The 15,488-nt window shown below is 41.8% G+C and carries 11 protein-coding genes; 3 read left to right on the forward strand and 8 right to left on the reverse strand.

The annotated features are described in order from the left end of the window. Positions 1–257 precede the first annotated feature (257 nt). Entirely contained in the window at positions 258–2,039 is a 1,782-nt protein-coding gene (locus tag RM553_RS10550) for an AMP-dependent synthetase/ligase (protein ID WP_311534934.1), read from the reverse strand. Positions 2,040–2,391: 352 nt separating this feature from the next. Between RM553_RS10550 and RM553_RS10555 the strand changes: the two genes are divergently transcribed. Together RM553_RS10555 and RM553_RS10560 are read left to right on the forward strand one after the other, a co-directional pair. Beyond that, entirely contained in the window at positions 2,392–2,988 is a 597-nt protein-coding gene (locus tag RM553_RS10555; RefSeq protein WP_311534888.1) for a DUF4136 domain-containing protein, read from the forward strand. A gap of 80 nt (positions 2,989–3,068) precedes the next feature. Next, positions 3,069–3,824 (forward strand): OBAP family protein, encoded by a 756-nt coding sequence (locus RM553_RS10560; protein ID WP_311534889.1) that lies wholly within the window; start codon positions 3,069–3,071, stop codon positions 3,822–3,824. 190 nt (positions 3,825–4,014) lie between these two features. On the opposite strand, the gene purL is transcribed toward RM553_RS10560, so the two are convergent. From purL to RM553_RS10575, 3 genes are all read right to left on the reverse strand, one after another. Next, a complete protein-coding gene (gene purL, locus RM553_RS10565; RefSeq protein WP_311534890.1) occupies positions 4,015–7,695 on the reverse strand; it encodes a phosphoribosylformylglycinamidine synthase in 3,681 nt (1,226 codons plus the stop codon). 119 nt (positions 7,696–7,814) lie between these two features. Continuing rightward, on the reverse strand, positions 7,815–9,236 hold the full coding sequence (locus RM553_RS10570; protein WP_311534891.1) for an endonuclease: 1,422 nt from the start codon (positions 9,234–9,236) through the stop codon (positions 7,815–7,817). Positions 9,237–9,266: 30 nt separating this feature from the next. Continuing rightward, entirely contained in the window at positions 9,267–10,481 is a 1,215-nt protein-coding gene (locus tag RM553_RS10575) for an RsmB/NOP family class I SAM-dependent RNA methyltransferase (protein WP_311534892.1), read from the reverse strand. A 101-nt stretch (positions 10,482–10,582) separates the two neighbouring features. On the opposite strand from RM553_RS10575, the gene RM553_RS10580 reads away from it, so the two are divergent. Continuing rightward, positions 10,583–11,644 (forward strand): WD40/YVTN/BNR-like repeat-containing protein, encoded by a 1,062-nt coding sequence (locus RM553_RS10580; protein ID WP_311534893.1) that lies wholly within the window; start codon positions 10,583–10,585, stop codon positions 11,642–11,644. Between the two features lie 92 nt (positions 11,645–11,736). On the opposite strand, the gene RM553_RS10585 is transcribed toward RM553_RS10580, so the two are convergent. From RM553_RS10585 to RM553_RS10600, 4 genes are all read right to left on the reverse strand, one after another. Continuing rightward, on the reverse strand, positions 11,737–12,177 hold the full coding sequence (locus tag RM553_RS10585) for a hypothetical protein (protein WP_311534894.1): 441 nt from the start codon (positions 12,175–12,177) through the stop codon (positions 11,737–11,739). Then, the gene (locus RM553_RS10590; protein ID WP_311534895.1) at positions 12,177–12,695 is read right to left on the reverse strand and encodes a hypothetical protein; all 519 of its coding nucleotides are present in this window, start codon (positions 12,693–12,695) and stop codon (positions 12,177–12,179) included. Before RM553_RS10590 ends, RM553_RS10585 begins: the two co-directional genes overlap by 1 nt. A 32-nt stretch (positions 12,696–12,727) precedes the next feature. After that, positions 12,728–13,273 carry an RNA polymerase sigma factor gene (locus RM553_RS10595; protein ID WP_311534935.1) on the reverse strand — a complete coding sequence of 182 codons (546 nt, stop codon included), beginning with the start codon at positions 13,271–13,273 and terminating at the stop codon, positions 12,728–12,730. 375 nt (positions 13,274–13,648) lie between these two features. Beyond that, entirely contained in the window at positions 13,649–15,478 is a 1,830-nt protein-coding gene (locus tag RM553_RS10600) for an ABC transporter ATP-binding protein (protein WP_311534896.1), read from the reverse strand. Between the last annotated feature and the right edge of the window lie 10 nt (positions 15,479–15,488).

Consider the following 15,488-nt stretch of genomic DNA (forward strand, 5'->3'; position numbering starts at 1 on the left):
CTGAATCCCAAAGTTAATAAAAACTTATTATGCATGCATAATAAATAGGAAAAATTTCAGGAGGATCTTTACGGGCAGGAGGTATCCCTTGTATAGAGGAAAAGCTTTAAAAATTAAAGGGTTCAGCTTTACCGGAATTTAACCACTCCAGAACATTTGTTATTTTCCGCTTGACTTTAATTGTTTCAACCTGGAGTGCCTAAAAGTGGCAGGATCAGTTCTCCAAATTTCAGCAGAAATCAATTCCAAACTAGTCTTTACTGATTGTTCCGGTATATTTTGCTGTACAGGTCTTTGTAGCGGTCTTTAATAACCCTTCTTTTAAGCTTCATGGTAGGGGTGAGCTGGTTATTCTCAACGCTCCACACTTCTGGGGTGAGTTCAAAGCGTTTTACCTGTTCCCAATGGCCAAATTTGGCATTGTAAAAATGCACCTCTTCCTGGATGCGTTTAATAACTTCATCGTTTGCCACCAGGTCTTCGTTGGTTTCCCCAAGGTCTATTTTCTTTAATTTTGCCCAATCCCTTATAAATTCAAAATTAGGCTGGATAAAAGCGGCCGGCATTTTCTCGCCTTCGCCCACCACCATAATCTGCTCGATAAACCGCGACTGCTTCATCGTGTTTTCGATAAGCTGGGGCGCCACATATTTTCCGCCGGAAGTCTTGAACATCTCCTTCTTCCTGTCGGTAATTTTCAGGAAGCCGTCCTTATCAATTTCGCCAATATCGCCGGTATGGAAAAATCCTTCAGAATTAATGGCTTCTTTGGTTTTTTCTTCATCCTTAAAATAGCCTATCATAAGGTTTGGGCCTTTGGTAAGGATTTCGCCGTCTTCGGCTATTTTTACTTCAACTTCTTCTATTACTTTCCCTACCGTACCTATTTTAAAACCTTTGTTGCGCTCGTCGTTAACCGCTATAACAGGAGAAGTTTCGGTTAGGCCGTAACCTTCCATTACAGGAATTTCTGCAGCGGCAAAAATTCGGGCCAGCCTGGGCTGTAAGGCAGCGCTTCCGGAAACGATTAGATCCAGATTGCCGCCAAGGCCTTCTTTCCACTTGGAGAAAATGAGTTTTCGTGCCAGGCGCAGTTTGGTTTCATACCACCAGCCATTTGCCCCGTAGGGTTCATATTCTAGTCCCAGCTCCACTGCCCAATAAAAAAGCTTTCGTTTAATGCCATCAAGCGAATTTCCTTTGGCAATAATTTTATCGTAAACCTTCTCCAGCAACCGGGGAACGGCGGTAATTACATGCGGCTGCACTTCTTTAAGGTTATCACTTATCTTTTCTATAGATTCAGCAAAGTAAATCGACACGCTGTAGTACTGGTAGAGGTACAGGATCATGCGTTCAAAAATATGGCACACCGGCAAAAAGCTTAACGCGGTGTACGTGCCAAATTCAAACGGTACCCGCAGGGAACTGTCCAGCACATCCCTAACGATATTGCGGTGGGAAAGCATTACGCCTTTTGGACGGCCTGTGGTACCCGAGGTATAGATTAGCGTTGCCAGGTCTTCTTCCTTAACCGATTTTTTTAGCTGCTCCACTTCAGCCTGGTTCCCCTTATCTTCACCACTCTCAAGAATTTCCTTCCAGTTTTTGCACCCGGGGATATCATCAAAGCTGTACACTTCTTTTATACCCGTTTTCTTTCTTATGGCATTAAGCTTTGCCAGGATCTCCTTATCAGAAACAAAACAATAGGTTGCTTCGCTATGGTTTAGCACATACTCATATTCATCTTCGGAAATTGTAGGGTAAACAGGAACATTTTGAGCGCCTATTTGCAGAATACCAATATCCAGCACATTCCATTCGGTGCGGTTTGAAGAAGAAATTACCGCAATTTTATCATTGGGTTTAATGCCCAGCCGCAACAGCCCCCTGCTCACGGTGTTAGCTTTATCTATATATTCCCGGGTAGAAAGAGATTGCCAGGAATTATTGAATTTTGTGCTTAAAGCGACCTCCAGGGGATGATTTTCCAGCTGATAATAGGGAAAATCGAAAAGTCTTTTTATCTCTGTCATGGGCTCTTGGGTGTGATATTCCATGCAAAATAGGAATTTTGGGAGCTATTTCAAATCATATTTTTAAAAAAAGATGGCACATTTTATAAACCTTTTAAAGACTTAAGATCTTCAAAACGCAATTACAGGAAGGAATTGAACCCTCTGTTAAGGGAAAATTTTACTGGAACCGGCAGCCTTTAATCCTTCCGAAATTTTTGTGAAAAGAGCTTCAGCTGTGAAAGTCCTATTGTGCTAAGGTTCTATTAAATTGGAGGTTAAGGCGTTAAACTGGTTCTAAAATTAAATTTCCGGGCAAGGAATAGCGTGGATAGCTGTAAATTAAATAGACAACTAAAAAATTGAAGAGATTATGAAAAATGTAAAATTTATTCTTTTATGTTCGCTGCTTGTGTTGGTATTCGCCTGTGGGCCGCGGGTGCAAACCGTTAACCCGCCCAGCGATGCCTTGAGCAGTTACGAAACTTTCGCTTATTTGCCGAACACAAATGCTGAAGTTCCCGGGAAGCAATACAACGATGAAGATGTTAACAGGATGATAGTGGAGACTGTAAATCAAAATATGAGGCAGGCAGGATATACATTGGATCGTGATAACCCAGATCTATTGGTATTAATAAGTACAAGAACGGAAATTGAAAGGGAAACAACCACAGACCCTGTTTATGCCACATATCCTTATACTGCCGGAGTAGGTTCTGTAAGTCCGTATTATGGTTCCTATTATTACCGCGGATATAACACTTTTGGTGGTGGAATAATGGGTTATGATACCGATACCTACGCTTATGAAGAAGGTACGGTAATAATTAACCTTGTAGACCGTGAAACAAAGGAAACCGTATGGAAGGGAATTACCTCAGACGCGCTTTATGACCAGGCGAATACAACAGCAATGCGGGATTTGGTAAATCAGATCTTTGATGAATATCCCCTGAGCAATAACTAATAGATTTAGATTACTTAGAAATAAAAAAACACCTTTTTCGGAATTCGAAAAGGGTGTTTTTAGTTAAAAACAATAGAGGTATGAAAAGAAGAGCAAGATTTTACCTGCTAATGCTGATAGTTTGTGCGGCATGCGGGGGAGAAAATTCAGAATCGAACATTACCGCCCCTGGGGATAAAAAGACAACCGAATCTAAAATACTGGGGGTAGGGGCAGATGTGCTTCAGGACAAGACGCCTTTAAGAAAGATGGATGTTTATCTTGATGGGTTTCATTTTTACAATGGTTATATGGAAGGGCAAATGGAAGCGCACCATTATGTAACCCAAATTAATGAAGATCTCTACCAAGCCATTATTTTTGACGGGAATAACGATGATGCCAAGATTATGGGAATTGAATACATCGTTACCGAAAACCTCTTTAAGACCTTACCTGCTGAAGAGAAGAAGCTTTGGCATTCCCACGATTACGAGGTGAAGTCGGGAACATTAATAGCTCCCGGTATTCCTGAAGATGTAGAGCATATCCTGATGGAGAACCTCGTTTCCACCTACGGGAAAACCATACATACCTGGCATACCGACAGGGATAAGAAACTCCCTTACGGCCCCCCGCTTATAATGATGGGCTTTACTGAAGATGGGCAGCTGCGCCGGGAACTTATTGATAAAAGGGATGAAAACTTTGGCATTTCCACGGCTGAGAGGAGGGAAGGACGACAGGATATTCCATGGCCAGAGGTGGATTCGCTTGCCAATGCCTGGGAAAGAGGAGAAATACGGCAGGTGCAAATCACCGATTCCATTCCTGGTTCTTTCATACATGAAAAATGAAGCTGCGCAGACCCAGTAGCTGGGCATGAAAATGGTAAAAATGAAGTACTGCCGTAAAGAGCATTATTCTAATATTATATCGATAAAGGTCCAACAGGTTCCGGAAGAACCTTCATCCAGCTAAAAACCCAAAAAGCCTCCCGTTTTAAAGTGGGAGGCTTTTTCTACTCTAAATTTTTACTTTTAGAGGCTATGCTTTTTCTTCCAGCCATTGCCTGGCATTTACAAAAGCTTCCAGCCATGGGGAAACTTCATCTTTCCTTCCCTTAGGATAATTCGCCCAGTTCCACTGAAAAGTGGAGCGCTCCAGGTGGGGCATCATTACCAGGTGTCTTCCGGTATCATCGGTAAGAATAGCCGTGTTATGGTTGGAGCCATTGGGATTGGAAGGATATTTATTGTAGCCATATTCCCCAATAATGTTATACTTCTCTTTTGGGTAAGGAAAACTGAATTTTCCCTCCCCGTGCGCTGCCCAGATTCCCAGGGTACTGCCCGAAAGGCTGGAAAGCATTACCGAATTGTTTTCTTTTATTTCTACTGAAGTAAATACGCACTCAAACTTTCCTGAAGCATTGTGCAGCATTTTTGGTTTTTGCTCATGATCTGGGTTTATCAAACCGAGTTCTATAAAAAGCTGGCAGCCGTTACAAACCCCAATAGACAAGGTGTCTTCCCTGCTGAAGAAATTTTCTAAAGCGGCTTTGGCCTTTTCGTTATATAGAAAAGCCCCGGCCCAGCCTTTCGCGCTGCCCAGAACGTCTGAATTTGAGAAGCCACCTACCGCTGCGATAAACCTGATGTCTTCCAACGTTTCCCGCCCGCTTATGAGGTCGGTCATGTGCACGTCTTTCACATCAAATCCCGCAAGATGCATGGCCCGCGCCATTTCCCTTTCAGAATTTGATCCTTTTTCACGGATTATCGCTGCTTTTATGCCTCCCCCTCTAAACTTCTCGACTGGGCTCGAAGTGACAGGAAGCTTGCCTGTAAAATGTGCCGGAAATTTAAATTCCAGCGGCTGGTTTTTATAATTGTTAAAGCGTTCTGTTGCTTTATCTTTTCCGCTTTGTTTCTGGTCGAGGAGGAACGAAGTTTCAAACCATTTATCCCTTAATGCTGAAATATTAAAACTGAAGTTTTCAGTGCCGTTCTTAATTTTCAGTTCGTTTGCTTCGGTTGCCCGGCCAATTTTGAAGAATTCGATATTATTATCAGTCAGCACCTGTTCAGCGGCATCATCTTTGGCCTGGAAAACAATTCCGCAGTTTTCATTAAACAATAGTTTAACTGAATCTTTTTCATTTAAAGCTGAAAGGTCAATTTCTGCTCCCAAATTCACATCGGCAAAGCACATTTCCAGCAAAGTGGTAATTAATCCGCCGGAAGCAACATCGTGCCCTGCCAAAATCAATTCAGTTTTAATAAGCCCCTGGATATTGTAAAAAATATCAGCGAATTTTTCATCATTTTTAATATTAGGAACTTCAGCGCCCACTTTGTTCAGGATTTGGGCGAAGGAAGAACCGCCAAGTTTAAACGCATCCTGGGACATGTTGATATAATAGATATCGCCACCATCTTTTTGCAGTACCGGCTCTACCACTTTGGTAATATCGTCACAATGCCCGGCAGCCGAAATAATAACGGTGCCCGGGGCAATCACCTCCTCGGTGTGGTATTTCTGCTTCATCGAAAGGGAATCTTTTCCGGTGGGAACATTTATTCCCAGAGCAATAGCAAAGTCTGATACACCCTGAACAGCTTCATAAAGCCGTGCATCTTCGCCTTCGTTATTGCACGGCCACATCCAGTTAGCCGACAGGGAAACCGATTTTAGCCCTTTTTCAAGCGGCGCCCAGATAATGTTGGAAAGGGCCTCGCCAATAGAATTTTTAGAACCGGCCACAGGATCTACAAGGGCCGAAACAGGGGAGTGCCCAATAGAAGTGGCCACACCTTCTTTGCCGTTGTAATCCAGCGCCATGACCCCGCAATTATTCAGCGGAAGCTGCAAAGGGCCGGCGGTTTGCTGTTTCGCCACCCGGCCGCTCACGCAGCGGTCCACCTTATTGATAAGCCAGTCTTTACAGGCCACAGCCTCCAGTTGCAGTACCTGCTCTACATATTCCTGTATTTTTTCTGAAGAATAATCAAGGTCGCTGTATTTTCTATCTAAAGTCTTATCGGTCATTACCGTTTTGGGAGAACTGCCAAACATATCGGCCATTTCAAGGTCCATGGGTTTTTCACCGGAAGTTTTTCTTTCAAAGGTAAAGCGATGGTCACCGGTAACATCTCCCACCTCGTACATGGGCGAACGCTCCCGGTCTGCAACTCTTCTTAAAATATCAAGTTTGCTTTCTCCAATTACCAGCCCCATACGTTCCTGGGACTCATTTCCTATAATTTCTTTTGCCGAGAGGGTAGGATCTCCAACAGGTAGTTTTTCCAGGTCTATTTTTCCGCCGGTTTCTTCAACCAATTCGCTAAGGCAGTTCAAATGGCCGCCGGCACCATGGTCGTGAATGGAAACGATAGGATTTTCATCGCTTTCCACCATTCCGCGTACGGCATTGGCCGCACGTTTTTGCATCTCGGGATTGGCACGTTGAATGGCGTTAAGCTCTATGCCGCTGCCAAATTCTCCCGTATCTGCGGAAGATACCGCCGCACCGCCCATTCCAATTCGATAATTTTCACCTCCCAGAACTACGATTTTATCTCCTTTCTTCGGAATATCTTTTTTCGCCTGGTTTGCTTTGCCGTAACCAATGCCCCCGGCCAGCATAATCACTTTGTCATAACCCAGTTTTCGCTGATGTTCTTCATGTTCAAAAGTGAGCACAGATCCTGAAATTAAGGGCTGCCCGAATTTATTCCCAAAATCTGACGCCCCGTTGGAAGCTTTTATCAAAATATCCATCGGCGTCTGGTACAGCCATTTTCTCTCCTGCATTGCGCTTTCCCATGCACGATCTTTTTCCAGCCTGGAATAAGAAGTCATGTAAACCGCGGTGCCCGCCAAAGGCAAAGAACCTTTCCCGCCGGCCAGGCGATCGCGTATTTCCCCACCACTTCCCGTAGCCGCTCCGTTAAAAGGCTCTACGGTAGTAGGAAAATTATGGGTTTCAGCCTTTAAAGAAATTACCGATTCAAAATCCTTATTTTCGTAATACTCAGGTACGTCTGGGGCCTTTGGCGCAAACTGCTGCACTTTGGGGCCTTTTATAAAAGCTACATTGTCTTTATATGCTGAAACAATTTCGTTGGGGTTTTCTTCGGAAGTTTTTCTTATCAGTTTAAATAATGAGGAAGGCTTTTCTTCTCCATCAATCACAAAAGTACCGTTGAAGATTTTGTGCCGGCAATGTTCAGAATTTACCTGAGAGAAACCAAATACTTCAGAATCGGTCAGCTTTCGGCCTAACTTGTCTGCTAAGCCCTGGAGGTAAGCCACTTCTTCAATATTTAGGGCCAAACCTTCTTTCTGGTTATAAGCTTCAATATCGTCAACTTCAATTATCGGCTCCGGATTTATATGAATATCGAAAATATCCTGGTCCAGCCCATTGTATTTTTGGGAAAGCATGGGATCGAAATCGTAAAAATGCTCATCTATCCTCAAAAATTCTTCAATCCTGATAATGCCATTGACTCCCATATTTTGGGTAATTTCAACAGCATTGGTACTCCAGGGGGTAATCATGGCGGCACGTGGGCCAACAAAAAAATCTGCCAAAGCAGATTTATGAATTTGAGTGGTGTCGCCAAAAAGCCAGTTTAATTTAGAAATATCTTGAGCTGAAAGGTTAGCGTGTGTTTCCACAGCAAAAACCTTAGTGGTTTGGTTTCCGAAGAAAAGGATCATTCCGGGTTATTTTTTGTTGTTGACAAATTTAGCTTTTTTGATGTGAATAAAGGGAAGGTAAAATAAAAAAACCGATGCTGGGCCGGCACCGGTTTTTTAATAATTTCGGGAATTAGGATTTAATAAGTTCCAATCCCATCCACCGTGTTCCTTTCAAAAGTTTCCCACTGTTCAGCATCGTAGGTAGTGACGGGTACGGTGATTTCTGCCTTGCGTCGAAGGGTGGTGTCTTTGGCATAATCGGCATCATCGTTAAAAACCCCGATAATATCTGTAAGCTCGTCGTTTTTGAATAAGCCCACGGCATCATTTCCATTAAAGTCTACCGGAGCACCATTCTGCCGGATATCGGCTTCATCTAATAATTTCTGCAACTCAGATTGGGAATTGATAATCACCAGTACATCTCCTGCTTCCAGGGTACCTGTTAAAGAAAGTTTATTGCCCCAGTCTCCGGAGCCGTTGGATTGTTTCATGATGCTGTAACCAGCCGCTTCCAGGTCTATGGCTTCTTCAGAAAGGTTAACAATTTCCAGGGCTTTGTTATTTCCGCTGCCCTCAACATATTCTGAAAAAAGGAGCACAGTGTCTTGGTTATCACCGCCTGTTTCTTCGCCATCTTCATCACCATCACCTTCCTCCGGGTTTTCGTTTTCGTCTTCATCATCATTGTCCTCACCGGTGGTATCTTCAGTATAATCTTCGCTAACCGGGCCGGCATAATCTTCGGTCCAGGTATTTACGGCATCTTCGCCGCCCCAAATTAAAGTAGCCAGGTAAGGATTGTCAATAAAAGGATTACGGTTGCCCTGTGCGCTTTCTATTGCATTGTTGCGCTGTACTTCTAAAACCGAAACAGGGTCCTGCCTGTTCCATTTTAGGAAAAGGTCCATGCTGCCCACATCACTAAAACTTTCGCCATAAGTAAGGTTCATGTACATGATGATGCGCGCAATATCACCTGTCCAGTTTTCCCCGGGATACCAGGCTGAATTGTTAACCAGGTGGTAACTTCCCTCCCCATCGGCAAACGGGTAGTTTTCACGGGAAGAATTTACATTCTGGTCCCCTGGCTCCAGGTTGTGCAGGTCGGCCTTTACATCATCACTGTTCAAATAGGACTGCGGGTAAATATGCTCGGTATTAAAAGTTTGTGGAGAGTAGGGATTGGCACTGGAGATGTATTCCCTTTTATCCCGACTTTCACTGCTGTATACCAGCACTACATTTGCGCTATTCTCAGGATCTTCATTGGCATTGTATAAATAGTCATGCCTATCGGTATAACTTAAAGTTATGGTATGCCTGGCATTGCTGAGTTCTGTAAGTTCCTGTTCCAGGTCTTCTGCGGCCAAACTGAAATCAACATCAGCATAGTATGCGGCAATGTCCTCCGGGATCAGAAATCCGGGATCTTCTCCCGGCCCTTCCTCTACAGGATCTGGATCGGTGGTATCTACTATATTATTGTCGTCATCAGAACTGCAGGCTGCAAAAACACACAGGCTGAAGAATATTAAAAATTTTGTCTTTGAAATCATTGAAATGTGGATTTATAAATTAAGATTAAGTTACTTTTTTAATTCCAGCAGGGCCATATAAAACCCGTCATAGCCGGTATCAGAAGAAAGAATTTTCTGATCTTTAACGAGCTTGAAATCTTTTCCTTCCTCACGATTCAGGAAATTTTCTACCTGCTCCTGGTTTTCAGAAGGCAAAACTGAACAGGTGGCGTAAACCATTTTTCCTCCCGGCTTAAGAATTTTAGAATACTGATTCAAAATATCGGCCTGCGTGTTTTTTATTTTGGCTATAAATTCTGGTTCCAGTTTCCATTTGGCATCAGGATTCCTGCTGAGCACTCCGAGGCCACTACAGGGAGCATCAATTAAAACCCGGTCGGCACTGTTATGGAGCTTTTTAATAACTTTGGTGGTATCAATTTCCCTGGTCTCAATATTATGCGCTCCGGCACGTTTTGCGCGGCGTTTAAGCTCTTTTAGTTTATTTCCGAAAATATCCAGCGCGATAATTTGTCCCTTATTTTCCATTAAAGCTGCCAGATGCAGCGTTTTACCGCCGGCTCCCGCACAGGTATCCACCACGCGCATCCCGGGTTCAACTTCAAGAAAATGAGCGACCAGTTGTGAAGAAGCGTCCTGCACTTCAAAGAATCCATCTTTAAAAGCCTTGGTTCTAAATACATTAGCTCTTTCTTTAAGTTCAAGCGCTTCAGGATAATTTTTTACCGGAAAGGCTTCAATTTCCTCCTTTAGAAGTTCCTGTTTCAGGTTTTCCTTATTGGTTCTAAGCGTATTTGTTCTTACAATTACCGGCGCCAGATTATTTAAAGCATGTATTTCTTTGGTCCAGGTGTCTTCACCCAGCTCTACGACTCCCAGTTCGTCCAGCCAGTCTGGAATGGATTCCCTGAACTTTCTGATTTTGCTCAACGCGTCAAACCTTCCTTTAATTCTACGGGTTGGAGTATCTTCAATTTGTTTCCAATCCGGCAGTTCAATTCCTCTCAAAGTCGCCCACACGGCGAAAAGGCGAAACAGGTTTTCCCTGGAAAAAGGCTCTTTAACTTCGGCAATTTCAGCATAAAGCCTTTTCCAGCGTACGATATCGTAAGTGGTTTCAGCAATAAAACTTCTGTCGCGGGAACCCCAGCGTTTATCCCTTTTCAGGGTGCCCTGTATCACCTTATCGGCATATTTTCCCTCGTTAAAAATTTCAGATAAAGAATCTATGGTCGCGAAAACCAGGTTTCTGTGTAAGCGCATAAAATAATTTTAAGGCTGCAAAGGTACGGTTTTTTGCTTCGGAAAAATTTATCTTTGGTTTATTGCCGAAAAAACTGGCGCCGGAATTAGAAGATCATTTTATGAAAAAATTGCTGTACCTCATTATTCTTGTTATTGTTTCCTGTAAGTCTGATCCAAAATCTGAAGATAAATCTGAAAATCCTTCAGAGACATTTTTTTCTGAAGTTGAAATCAAAAATATTCTTCAGGATGATTCTTTGAGCATTAGAGCTATAGAAGTTATTGGGAATAACCTTGTTTTTGCTGCCAATAACGGCACTTATGGCCTGTATAATTCCGCAAAAGGAACATGGAAAACAAATGTGCAGAAATATGATACGCTTACTCCGGAATTTCGGGCTGTGGCAAGCACTGCCAATGATTTTTTTATGCTTGGTGTGGGAAATCCCGCATTGCTCTATAAAACCGGTGAAAATGGTAAAATGGAGCTGGTGTATAAGGAAGAGGATGAAAATGTATTTTATGATGCCATGGCTTTTTGGAACGACGAGGAAGGCATAGCGATGGGCGATCCAACCGAAAATTGCCTTTCTATTATAATAACCCGCGATGGAGGCAATACCTGGAATAAAATTTCCTGTGAAAATTTACCTGAAGCTGCGCAGGGGGAAGCCGCGTTTGCCGCCAGCAATTCGAATATAACCATAGAAGGAGGAAAAACATGGATTCTTTCCGGCGGAATGAAATCAAGAATCTTCTTTTCTCCGGATAAAGGGAAAAACTGGGAAGTTTTTGAAACTCCGCTGCTCCAGGGAGAACCGACCAAAGGAGGATACAGCATGGATTTTTATGATGCTGAAAATGGAATAATTATAGGCGGAGATTATACCGCGCCGGGAGGGAATAATGGCAATAAAGCCGTTACCCGCGATGGAGGCAAAACATGGAAATTAATTGCAGAAGGGGAGGAGCCGGGTTATAAAAGCGGTGTGCGGTATGTGCCAAATTCTGGGGGGAAAGAGATTGTGACGGTAGGATTTACTGGTATTTCCTATAGTAAAAATAGCGGGGAAAGCTGGAGTGAAATTTCAGGGGAAGGTTTTTACACTTTAAGGTTTGTAAATGACTCTACGGCATACGCGGCAGGCCAGGGGAAGGTAGCCAGGCTTATCTTCAGATAATTCGTTAAGGGCCTAAAAAAGTATTCCGGACAACAAAAGCTATCCGGAATACAATTACTAACTAACTAACCAAAAAACTAAATCTAAAGTTTTTATTTTTTACTATTTTCCTGTTCGCGCTTTTTCCTTTCGCGATACTCTCTAATTAATTTTCGGTGGAATTCATCTTCCAGCCGGTGCAATTTTATAATTTCTTTTGTGGATAAAATTTCCTTAAGATCCTTAAAAAGTTGTTTTTTAATTACATATTCCTGCCTTTCAATATCCAGGTACTCGTCCAGTATTTTTTCTGCCTGCTCGTCATTTATACACTCCGTATCCAGCAGTTTGGTGTCCTCCTCTTCATGCAGCTGCCTTCTTTTATTCTCGTATTCTTCGTAAATAGGCCAGAATTTTTGAGCAACTTTATTGCTCATATTCAATTCCTGGGTAATAAAAGCCGTTTTCAGGGCTTTAATGCGTTCTCTCTCCTCCTGCGCATTAGAATGCCAAAAACAGATAAACATTAGAAAAACAAGTAAAGATTTTTTCATTATTGTTCAAATATATAAGTAGGGTCTTCCACATGCTCGTCAAGATAATCTACAACAGCATTTGAATCAACATTTTTGAAATCTGCATCTTCAACCACATAGCCATCTTCATATAGATAACTGGTTATTTCAGACTCCGGCATGTCCAGATATCCTTCTTGTATATAACTTTCTATCGCAGAAAGTTCTAAGCTGTCCCAGGAAGCCTTAGCGGTATTTTCAACAAACAGGCCACTAAACACGGCAATTAAAACAGCTGCGATCCCGGCAACATAATAAAGTGTTCTTCTGCTGAAAATAGAAACTACTCTGGAATCTTCCTGCGCAGGCAACTCTACATTAAAATTTTCAAAATAATTTTCTGGCGTTTTAAAGCCGCTGGAAATTTCCTGTTCAGGAACAGGTTCTTCTGATGCAGGGAATAAGCCATCCATAAGGCTCTCCTCGAGATCCTCAAAATACTTATCGGGAACTTTGAATCCCGATTTAGATTTGTGTGGTAGCTTGTTCGTTTTCATTTGTTTATTTGACTTCCGTTTTTACAGAAGGTTTAATTTGTTTTCAAAAATTCTTCAATTTTTTTAGCGGCAATATGATAACTGGCCTTAAGTGCCCCTTCGCTGGTCTCCAGAATTTCTGCCATTTCCCTGTATTTTAATTCCTCAAAATATTTCATATTAAAAACCTGTTGCTGTTTGGCGGGCAGGCTATTAATGGCTTTTTGCAGTTTCAGTTCAATCTCACCTCCGTCAAAATAGACATCGCTTTCCAGGTTGGAGATAATTTGTTCCTGTAAATCTTCTGAAGTGATCTGTAGCTTCCTTGCTTTTTTGTTCAAAAATGTGATCGCCTCGTTGGTTGCTATCCTGTACATCCAGGAAAAAAGCCTGCTTTCTCCTTTAAAGTTACGGATATTTTTAAAAATTTTAATGAAGGTATTCTGAAGAATGTCATCAGTGTCATCATGGTTTTTTACCATATTCCTGATGTGCCAGTAAAGTCTTTCCTTATGTATTGAAACAAGTTCCCGGAAAGCATCCTGCGCAGTAGCTTTGGTTTTCAGGCGTTCTATTAATTCATTTTCAGACTTATCCAACTGCTTTTCAATTTGCTGAACAATACTTGTTTTGCTTCCGGGCTTAAAGATATTTAAAAATTTGTAGTCACTCCAGCCTTTACAGATGGAAAATTGTAGGAAAATTAATTCAAAAATGGATGTATAACCAGATAAAGTGCTTTTTTTTCTGTTGAAATACACTTTTTTCTTGGCAAAATGGAATTTAGTTGTATATTTACAGCATCAGAAATGATTTAATCTTTTTTTGCCCCAAAGTTAAATCGAATCAAAGATGTTGTTTTCATTAGCCCCAATATGGAAATGACTTTTATAAAAATGGATGAAACCTACTTTCATCCATTTTTTATTTGTTCAAAGTTTAAATAAATTATCTTGTAAGAATTTACATCCAGATCAATCAAAAGATTGCATTTCGACTAATTTGCGATAATTGCCTTTTTGAGCCAGAAGTTCTTCATGCCGTCCGGCTTCCACAACTTCTCCTTTTTGCATCACCACAATTTTATCTGCATTTTGAATAGTGGAAAGACGGTGCGCAATAACAATAGAAGTACGGTTCTTCATCATGTTTTCCAGGGCTTTCTGAACCAATTTTTCACTCTCGGTATCCAAAGCCGAGGTCGCCTCATCCAAAATCATGATTGGAGAATTCTTAAGTACGGCCCGCGCGATAGAAAGCCTTTGTTTTTGTCCGCCACTAAGTTTATTTCCGCTGTCCCCAATATTGGTATCTAAAGCCTGCGGCAGGTCTTTTACGAATTCCCAGGCATTGGCAACTTTAAGAGCGTCTATAATCTCGGCTTCCGTGGCATCTTCTTTCCCCAGCCCCACATTGTTCCTGATGGTATCATTAAACAAAATGGAGTCCTGGGTAACAAGGCCCATAAGATTCCTTAAAGAAGCTTTGGAAATATCCCGAATATCGACACCATCCAATTTTATTCCGCCCTCATTCACATCGTAAAACCGGGTAATAAGGTTGGCAATGGTTGACTTTCCACTCCCGGACTGGCCTACCAGGGCCACAGTTTCCCCCACCTTTACCTGCAGGGAAAAGTTCTTCAGTACTTTCTCCTTTTCATACCTAAAGGAAATATTATCAATTTGTATATCTGAATCAAAAGAATGTTTCTCAATCGCATTTTCCCTGTCCTTAATATTGCTCTGTGTCTCAATAATTTCCAGGATCCTTTCGGCACTGGCATTACCTTTTTGAATGCTATAGGTGGCTTTTGAAATTGCTTTGGCAGGAGTCAGGATATTGTAAGTTAGTACGAGAAAACCAATAAAAGTAGAGGCATCCATAGTTTGGTCTATTAAAACCATATTGCCACCAAACCAAAGAATTACTGTTATCACCACAACTCCAAGAAATTCGCTCATAGGAGAAGCCAAATCCTGCCGGTGCAGGAGGGAATTCAGAATTCTGTTAAGCCTGCCGGTGCTGCTTCTGAATTTATGCCTGAACCTGTCTTCAGCATTAAAACCTTTAATAATCTTGAGGCTGGAAAGAGTTTCCTCTACCAGAGAGAGAAAAGTGGCATTTTCCTGCTGCGCACTGGTGGATTTTGCTTTCAGTTTTTTTCCTATTGAAGAAATAAGAAGGCCGGCAAGTGGTAAAAATATAAAGACAAATAAAGTTAATTTAGGGCTTATGGCGATCATCGCAATGAGCGTGAAAATAAGCGTAAGCGGCTCTTTGATGAACATTTCTAACATGCTTAGAAATGATGATTGGATTTCCTGTACATCACTGGTAATCCTGGAAATAAAATCCCCTTTTCGTTTTTCAGAAAAAAAAGAAACAGGTAATTCAATAATTTTATCGTAAATCTTGTTCCTGATATCCCTCAACATCCCATTCCTGAGATTTGCAATAAAATACATCGCAAGATAGTTAAACAGGTTTTTTAAAAGGAATAGGATAATTACCAGTACACAAATAGTGATTAAGGCTGAAATTTGCCCGTATTCCTCCACCCGCTGGTTAAGGAAATAATTAGCATAATCACTGGCATAATCCTTAAAGGTTCCAAAACTGCCGTTCCATTGCGGTTCTGCCAGGATGGGTTCCTCTTCCTGAAAAAGCACCTGGAGCATAGGGATAAAAGCCAGAAAAGCGAGGGTGCTAAAAATGGCGTAAAAAATATTGGAAATAATATTCAGTATCGCGAAACGCTTGTAAGGCTTCGCGAACTGAAGTACTTTTCTAAAATATGACATAGGCGTATAG

This window comes from Autumnicola tepida (genome assembly GCF_031846485.1).
GTDB lineage: Bacteria > Bacteroidota > Bacteroidia > Flavobacteriales > Flavobacteriaceae > Autumnicola > Autumnicola tepida.

Coding starts and splice junctions, on each gene's coding strand:
- RM553_RS10550 (WP_311534934.1), bottom strand. CDS start 2,039: ATGACAGAGATAAAAAGACTTTTCGATTTTCCCTATTATCAGCTGGAA.
- RM553_RS10555 (WP_311534888.1), top strand. CDS start 2,392: ATGAAAAATGTAAAATTTATTCTTTTATGTTCGCTGCTTGTGTTGGTA.
- RM553_RS10560 (WP_311534889.1), top strand. CDS start 3,069: ATGAAAAGAAGAGCAAGATTTTACCTGCTAATGCTGATAGTTTGTGCG.
- purL (WP_311534890.1), bottom strand. CDS start 7,695: ATGATCCTTTTCTTCGGAAACCAAACCACTAAGGTTTTTGCTGTGGAA.
- RM553_RS10570 (WP_311534891.1), bottom strand. CDS start 9,236: ATGATTTCAAAGACAAAATTTTTAATATTCTTCAGCCTGTGTGTTTTT.
- RM553_RS10575 (WP_311534892.1), bottom strand. CDS start 10,481: ATGCGCTTACACAGAAACCTGGTTTTCGCGACCATAGATTCTTTATCT.
- RM553_RS10580 (WP_311534893.1), top strand. CDS start 10,583: ATGAAAAAATTGCTGTACCTCATTATTCTTGTTATTGTTTCCTGTAAG.
- RM553_RS10585 (WP_311534894.1), bottom strand. CDS start 12,177: ATGAAAAAATCTTTACTTGTTTTTCTAATGTTTATCTGTTTTTGGCAT.
- RM553_RS10590 (WP_311534895.1), bottom strand. CDS start 12,695: ATGAAAACGAACAAGCTACCACACAAATCTAAATCGGGATTCAAAGTT.
- RM553_RS10600 (WP_311534896.1), bottom strand. CDS start 15,478: ATGTCATATTTTAGAAAAGTACTTCAGTTCGCGAAGCCTTACAAGCGT.